The 728-nt window shown below is 66.2% G+C and carries 1 protein-coding gene; it reads right to left on the bottom strand.

All coding sequences use genetic code 11. The features are described from left to right. The coding region (locus tag OR16_RS38950; RefSeq protein ID WP_006165000.1) for a 4Fe-4S binding protein at positions 1 to 568 on the bottom strand (568 nt) is incomplete at its 3' end. Positions 569 to 728: the final 160 nt, after the last annotated feature.

The following is a 728-nucleotide window of genomic DNA, read 5'->3' as shown; positions in this document are numbered from 1 at the left end:
GCACCGGAAACGGCGCGTTGCCGAAGTCCAGCACGATATGGTGCGTATCGTAGTCGCGCCCGACCGCGGTGACGCGCACATTGCCGGCCACGGTGGCGGTGACGGAGCGGGCGGCGGCCTTGGCGCCGTAGAGGTTGGTATAGGCATGCGCGGCCGACCACGGCGGCACGGTGGCGCCGTACTGGGCGCTGTTGAATACGTCTTCGCCGGTGACGGCCGCCAGCGAAGGCACCGGGGCGGATTCGAGAACCGGCTCGGCATCCGCGGCCACGCCTTCGGCGGCAAGCTGCTCGGAGGAGAGTTCGTCAGGTAGCGTATCCCAGCCAAACTGCTCCCCGATGCCGTAGGCCTTGGCGCGCGGCATGGTGCGCCAGTTGTCGATCGAGCCTGTCGGGCACGGCGAGATGCAGGCCATGCAGCCATTGCACTTGTCCGCGTCGACCACGTAGTTGCGCGAATCGTGGGTGATGGCGGCGACCGGGCAGGTGGCCTCGCAGGTATTGCAGCGGATGCAGATCTCGGGGTCGATCAGGTGCTGCCTGATGACCTGGATGTCGGACATGTCCATGGCGAACGTCCGGGGGTGATGCCGCCCCTGGTGGCCGGGGTCCTTTTGCCGCAGGACGTCCACCGGGCCCCTGCCTTCTTGCGATATTCGATATTCGGCTTTCGAATCGCGGTGCTCAGTTGAAACGCACGTACTCGAAACTCCACCGGCTGGCGGTTGA

The sequence above is a fragment of the Cupriavidus basilensis OR16 genome (assembly GCF_000243095.1).
GTDB lineage: Bacteria > Pseudomonadota > Gammaproteobacteria > Burkholderiales > Burkholderiaceae > Cupriavidus > Cupriavidus basilensis_D.
Note: the sequence above shows the minus strand (reverse complement) of the source record. Positions and strands in the feature narration are given on the sequence as shown.